Genomic DNA, 7,220 nt, shown 5'->3' with positions numbered 1-7,220 from the left:
AAAGACACTTTTTACAAGGAATTTTTTATTGCCTTTAGGCAATAAAAACCGTATAAAAGAAACTAAATTTCTTACAGGGATTCAGAAATTTTTAACGTTTCTTTTATACATATTCTGCGTAAAAAGGCTTTTAAATGAGTAAAATTTCATACCGCTCGCTTTTGTAAATCAAGCGTAAGTCTGCGACTTTGTTAAACTGTTTTGCCACAATCTCGAAACTTCGGGGTTGATTACTAATTGTTAATTATAAAGAGCCAAGAGCTAATGGCTAAGTTAAGTACAAAAAGGTGCGTAGCACCGCACAATTTGTAACATAAACAGCAAAAATTCAAATAAAGGTGCGTAGCACCGAACCATTTGCTACCGCACGATTGCATCGTGTGGCAAGTCCAAGTACTTTTTTCTCCGAGATACCCATTTGCTACCGCACGATTGCATCGTGTGGCAAGTCCAAGTACTTTTTTCTCCAAGAAACATATGTAGTAGCAACAGTTTGAGCAATATTTTTGCACGGAGGAAAAAAATCATTTCAAAAAAATTTTCAAAAAAGTGTAACCTTTTTGTTTTATACTTGTCAAAAAGGCAAACAAACATTTAACAATTAAAACAATGGAAAATAAAGCAAAAAAACTCTACAGAGTTAGAGAAAACAAATTTGTTGCCGGCGTATGTACCGGTTTGGGCGAATTTTTTGTAATCGACCCTGTAATCATCAGAATAATATTTATACTCCTGACACTTGTTGGTGGCGGCGGACTGCTTATATATATTATTCTCGCATTGGTTGTTCCTATGAAAACTAGTGAAAATCAGACTAACACACAGAAGAACAATAATAAATTTACCGACATCGAAGAAACCGATTTCGAGATAGTTGACGATGAAAAAAAAAAGCGTAAAAACAGAACATCCTTAGGCATCATTGCAATACTTGTAGGTTTTTTCATTTTGTTAGGTAACTTTATTAGGTACCACGATTTTGTCTACATTTGGCCCACATTGCTTGTATTAGGCGGTATTGCATTGCTTATAAGCGGAGGCAATTTGTTTGACCGAATAGATAAAAACGGTAAAAATGAAAACACTACTGACGTAGATGACCTTTACGACGAAGACCTAAAAAAATAATTAAAATAAGTATTAACAAAAAAATCAAACAGTCATGAATCATAAAAAAATATTTTGGGGTGTAATCCTTATTATTGTAGGAGTATTGCTTTTGCTTCACCTTTTAGACATAGTTATTTTTACTTCAAAAATCTTCAGACTTGCTATTCCGGTGCTTATAATGCTTTGGGGCGTAACCTTGTTGGAGATTAAAAGTAGCTACAAATTAATTATTTCCATATTAATAGTATTACTGTCTGTACTGCTTGCATCGTACAAATCTATGGGTATTGTTAGGCAAAAAGGATATTACGCAGAATATAACAGGCAAGACCGAGACCGATATCGATATCAAGACCAGGACAGAGACCGAGATCCAAACGCAAAACCGGTAAAATTATATCAAGCTTTTGATAGCACAACAACCGATGCAAAACTTATTCTTAACGTTGGTGCAGGCGAGTTTAGCATTGATGATACTTGCAATAATTATTTGGCTATTGCTGAGGTAGAAAAGGAAATTTTTAAAGAAAACTTCGCATTTGTTTTGAAAAAAGATGAGCCAAAAGAAAAAGTTTTGGAGTTCTCAGTCAAAGATGAAAACTTTAAAATTAATGATTTCGATTTAGACGCCGATCTTAAACTTAATCAGCAACCCGTTTGGGATTTTGAAATGAACATTGGTGCTGCCGACGTCGATTTCGACCTATCCAAATTTAAAGTCAGAAATATCAAGCTTGCCGGAGGCGCTGCCGATATAGAAATTACAGTCGGCGATTTGTTCCCCAAAACCGACATATTAGTCGAAACGGGAGCTGCAAATGTTACAATTAAAGTTCCTTATCAGTCGGGTGTAGAAATTACTAAAGAGTCGGCACTTTCGAGCACAAATTTTATTGGTTTTGAAAAAGTTGACGGCAAGTACAGAAGTTCCGATTATAGCAAGGCTAAAAACTTTATAAACATTGACTTTAAATCGGGATTAAGTAGTATAAGCGTAGAAAGATATTAAAATAAGGCAGAATAGATTACTAATATCTTAAGATACTGTTCGCAAGGGCAGTATCTTTTTTTGTGCCGACTTTAATTATTTATTAATTTTTATTTTTTTTGTTTGTGTTTTAACATTTTTTGTATATTTGAAAAAGTTTAGTGCAATCATCAGAAACTCAAATATTAATGCCATGAAAAATATAGTACTTACCTTAATTTTAGTAGTCTTTTCTACAATTTTGTATTGTCAGTATCCGAATTCTACAATTGATTTGGGGCACAACAACGACGATTTATACTATTATTCTCCTTTAGGTACGATTGATAATGCAATACCATCTGTAATTCATTATACAAACTACGGAGTTGATGCTAAAAAAGTTAACACTTTTGATATGGGTTATGGCTATGCTGTTTCTATTGCCGCCAATAAAGGCGATGGTTTTGTTATAGTTCGTAATTTTTATGGTTATCAACCCATATATTATAGTAATGACGAAGGGGAAACGTGGGATACTCTTCTTATGTCAAAACCAGTACGCATTAAATCAGGTTGGGTTAAGGACGAATATTATTACATTTATAATCATTCTGACATGCGTGGTATTTACTTTTCCGATAAAAAAACCGACAGCATTTATCAAACCAATCCTGATTTTTTTCAAACAGTGTTGGGTTACCATATATTAATTGCTCCAACTAATATTAGCGGACAACTTTACACTTTAAAACACGATTCTACTACAAACTATCAATACCATTTAATGTACAGCACAGATTACGGTGCTTCATTCACCGAAAAACCTATTCCCTTTGAAATAGCCGGAAAGGAAGTACATCCTTTATATTATGAAACCATTGAAATGCTATTTGCGGGTCCAACACCCGGTGAAGTATATATAGTTGTTGTTTTTCACGAACCTACTTATTTCAAATTGTACAGAAGTACGGATTACGGTGATACATGGAACCTTCAATCACTGAAATATGATGAAAACATTTCGCTTGAGTACGGATACATTGCCGGAAGAGATAATTGCTTGGTTTATTCTGTATTTACAAAAGCTAAACCCAATTTTGTTCTTATGGATCTGGCGTATATGCCTGAATTATACATAAGTACGGACTGCGGTTGTACTTTTGAGTTAGTAAATGACGGCAGTTTTGTTTCGGACGACAAAACATATATAGATGATGAAACCGGTATTAGCATTTATCCTAATCCCGCAAACTCAGAAATAAATATTAAACTCAATCAACCTAATAACAACAGCTTATACAACGTAAAAATAATGGACTTAACAGGCAAATGTTTAATAAACGAAAAGCTACAACAGCCTGTAAATAATATTATTAATATAAACGTAAGTAATCTGCCAAACGGAGTGTATGCCGTGCAGACTTCAAACGACAAAAAGCAGTTTTATAGTAAATTTATTATCAACAGATAGTATTTAAATGCTGTTTTAATTGGCAAAATAATTGTGCTGTACGAGTTTAAGCTATAGCACATATTGTGTCATTTAGCTAAAACTTCCGAGTTGTGCTATGCCGATTTTCGTAGAAAATCAATACTTTTGCAGTACAAAAAGTATTAATATTTTCGATGCAAGAGCCGACAAAAAAGCTAAATCCGTTAATTTCAGCATTTAACAATAATGTTTATACTGCCAATCTAATCAAGAAAATAGTCGGTTCGCAGAAACAAAAATTTTTCGTTAAAGGTTTAAGAGGAGCTGCTCCAATTGTTACAGCTTTGCCAAGCTACAACAATGTTAATTTGCAAGTCGTAGTTTTGCCTGATAAAGAAGAAGCCATTTATTTTGCAAACGATTTGGAGAGTTTGTTTGCCGAAAATAACGAAAAATTTCACAATAAAAAAGTATTACTTTTTACCGATTCCTTTCGTCAACCTTACGATTACGAGAAAATCGACAATTCTTCAATATTGCTTCGTACGGAAGTTCTGAAACGCATTACTTCAAACAATAAAACTACAATTGTAGTTACTTTTCCTGAGGCAATAGCCGAAAAAGTTGTTGAAGAATCGTTACTAAAGAAAAGAACTATAAAAATCAGCAAAGACGAAAAAGTTGATTTCGATTTTCTGTACGATTTGTTAGCCGAATACAACTTCAAGCACAGCGATTTTGTTATAGAACCCGGACAAATGGCAGTTAGAGGAGGTATTATTGATGTTTTTTCGTTCAACAACGATTTGCCGTACCGAATTGAACTCAGCGACGACAAAGTAACGTCAATACGCTCATACGACCCCGAAACTCAAATTTCGGTCGATTTGCTTGACCACATAACTATAATTTCAAATTTGCAAAGCAAGGATATTGTTTCCGAAAAAATATCTTTGTTTTCTTTAATACCGCAAAACACCATTGTTTGGATTAAAGATACCAACATCATCAAGCTAAAATTAGAAGAATACTACAACAATGCTTGTAAAATCTATGCAGAAAGTCTGCAAGAGTCTGATTTTCAAAAACCTGAACAGCTTTTTTGCAACGATTCGGAATTTTTAGAAAGTCTTTCAAACCATACCGTTGTTGAGTTTGGCTCTTCTTCAATTTTTGAAAACACCGAAGATTACGTTTTTGATATAAAACCTCAGCCGGTTTTTAATAAAATGTTCGAACGCTTTTTAGAACAACTGATTGAAAATACCGAAAACAATATTAAAAACTACATTGTAGCCGATTCGCAAAAGCAATTAGACAGAATTACCAACGTACTTGAGGATATGATGTACAACCGCGGCATCGAAAACAAAGCCGAGTACAGCACTCTGTTACTTTCGTATCATCAGGGTTTTATATCTACAGAGCTTTCAATAGCGTGCTTTACCGACCATCAGTTTTTTGAAAGGTACCATAAATACAAGATTCAGCACAGCTACGATGCTAAAAAATCATATACCCTTAAGGAAATTCTTTCGCTAAAACCCGGTGATTTTGTTACTCATATTGACCACGGTATCGGAGTTTTCGACGGATTGGAAAAAATTGACAACAACGGCAAACTTCAAGAAGCTATACGTATTTTGTACAAAGACAATGATATTCTGTACGTTAGCATTCACTCTTTGCACAGGATATCAAAGTATGCAGGTCAGGAAGGAGTAATTCCGAAAATCGACAAATTAGGAAGTAATAATTGGGCTCGCATAAAAAACAAGACTAAAGGCAAGGTTAAGGATTTGGCTCGCGACCTGATTAAGCTATACGCTCAAAGACGTGCCATTAAAGGTTTTGCTTATAGTCCCGATTCATATCTACAACACGAGTTGGAGGCATCGTTTATTTACGAAGATACGCCCGACCAACTCAAAGCTACCGAAGATGTTAAGAAAGATATGGAATCGGCATTTCCTATGGATAGATTAATCTGTGGCGATGTAGGTTTTGGTAAAACGGAAATAGCCATACGTGCCGCTTTCAAAGCCGTTGCCGATAGCAAGCAAGTGGCTGTTGTCGCTCCAACAACCATACTTACGGTTCAGCATTACAATACTTTTAAAGACAGACTAAAAGACTTGCCTTGCAATGTTGATTTCATCAACAGATTTAAGTCGAAAGCCAAACAAACGGAAACACTTAAAGACCTTGAAAGCGGTAAAGTTGACATTATCATTGGCACTCACAGATTGTTCAGTAAAGACATTAAATTCAAGGATTTAGGTCTGCTGATAATCGACGAGGAGCAAAAATTCGGAGTATCGCACAAGGAAAAACTAAAGAAAATGAAAGCCAATGTCGATACTTTAACTCTATCGGCAACGCCAATACCGCGTACATTGCAGTTTTCGCTTATGGGAGCACGCGATTTGAGCATAATCAACACGCCGCCGCCAAACAGATATCCTATACATACCGAAATATTAACCTTCGACGAAATAAGGATTAAAGAAGCCATACAGTTTGAAATAAACAGGGGTGGTCAGGTGTTTTTTGTCAACAACCGAATACAAAATTTGGAGCAATTGGCATTGATGATAAACAAACTTGTCCCAAAAGCCAATGTTGCAATCGGGCACGGACAGATGGAAGGCAAAAAGTTGGAGAAAATTATGCTAGATTTTATTAATGGAGATACAGATGTGTTGGTTTCTACAACAATAATTGAGTCGGGGATAGATATACCGAACGCAAACACAATAATAATAAACGATGCGTACAGGTATGGACTCAGCGATTTGCACCAATTGCGAGGCAGAGTTGGCAGGTCGAATGTTAAGGCATTTTGTTATCTGTTGGCTCCGCCAAGTATCATGCTTACAGGCAATGCTCAAAAACGACTTAAAACTATCGAAGAGTTTTCGGAAATAGGTAGCGGCTTTAATATTGCTATGAGAGATTTGGACATCAGAGGTGCGGGAAATATTTTAGGAGCCGAACAAAGCGGCTTTATTACCGATATTGGCTTTGAGATGTATCAGAAAATATTGGATGAAGCCATTGATGAGCTTAAAATTGAAGAATTTTCAGATGTTTTTGAAGAAGAAGGTCAGAAAACCTACGTCAGAGATTGCACAATTGAAACCGATTTGGAACTCCTTATCCCCGATTGGTACATAACCAATATAAACGAAAGACTTTCAATTTATCAGAATTTAAATTCCTGCAAAACCGACCAAGACTTAGAAACTTTTAAAAGCAATATCACCGACCGATTTGGCGAGATTCCGCCGGAAACGCAAAGTCTGATTTTAGCTGTAAAAATGCGACAAATAGCTGCATCAATAGGCGTTGAAAAGGTGATTATTAAAAACAATAAATTAGATTTGCAGTTCGTAGGCAGCAGCAACTCCGACTTCTACAATAGCGAAATATTTACACGCATTTTAAACTTTGTAAAGCAAAATGTAAAAATCTGTTCGTTCAAGCAAATTAAAGACAGAATTAATTTGGGTTTTAAAAATGTGAATAGTGTTCAGAGGGCTATTGAAGTAGTGAGCTCTTTAGCTCAATTTGTAAAATTTGAGTAAGTTTTTTGGATTAAAGTTCGAGTTGCATGTTGCGTGTTGCGAGTTGCGTGTTGCGAGTTTCGACATTTTCGGTCATTGTGGTGGTTGAGCGTAGTCGAAACCCGAAATGCCGAAAATGGAG

At 35.5% G+C, this 7,220-nt stretch carries 4 protein-coding genes; all 4 read left to right on the top strand.

Features of this window, described 5'->3' with window-relative positions:
* Positions 1–609 precede the first annotated feature (609 nt).
* Positions 610–1,128, top strand: a complete 519-nt coding sequence (locus tag PHP31_06450; protein ID MDD3738916.1) for a PspC domain-containing protein — start codon at positions 610–612, stop codon at positions 1,126–1,128.
* Positions 1,129–1,162: 34 nt separating this feature from the next.
* Positions 1,163–2,119, top strand: a complete 957-nt coding sequence (locus PHP31_06445) for a hypothetical protein (GenBank protein ID MDD3738915.1) — start codon at positions 1,163–1,165, stop codon at positions 2,117–2,119.
* A 172-nt stretch (positions 2,120–2,291) separates the two neighbouring features.
* Complete coding sequence (locus tag PHP31_06440) at positions 2,292–3,551, top strand: T9SS type A sorting domain-containing protein (protein ID MDD3738914.1); 1,260 nt, start codon at positions 2,292–2,294, stop codon at positions 3,549–3,551.
* A gap of 155 nt (positions 3,552–3,706) precedes the next feature.
* A complete protein-coding gene (gene mfd, locus PHP31_06435; protein ID MDD3738913.1) occupies positions 3,707–7,099 on the top strand; it encodes a transcription-repair coupling factor in 3,393 nt (1,130 codons plus the stop codon).
* Positions 7,100–7,220: the final 121 nt, after the last annotated feature.

The organism is Lentimicrobiaceae bacterium, assembly GCA_028697555.1.
GTDB lineage: Bacteria > Bacteroidota > Bacteroidia > Bacteroidales > UBA4417 > UBA4417.
This window is presented reverse-complemented; position numbering and strand designations above follow the sequence as displayed.

Excerpts from the sequence above, each read along its gene's own strand:
- PHP31_06440 (MDD3738914.1), top strand. The coding sequence starts at position 2,292 with ATGAAAAATATAGTACTTACCTTAATTTTAGTAGTCTTTTCTACAATT.
- PHP31_06445 (MDD3738915.1), top strand. The coding sequence starts at position 1,163 with ATGAATCATAAAAAAATATTTTGGGGTGTAATCCTTATTATTGTAGGA.
- mfd (MDD3738913.1), top strand. The coding sequence starts at position 3,707 with ATGCAAGAGCCGACAAAAAAGCTAAATCCGTTAATTTCAGCATTTAAC.
- PHP31_06450 (MDD3738916.1), top strand. The coding sequence starts at position 610 with ATGGAAAATAAAGCAAAAAAACTCTACAGAGTTAGAGAAAACAAATTT.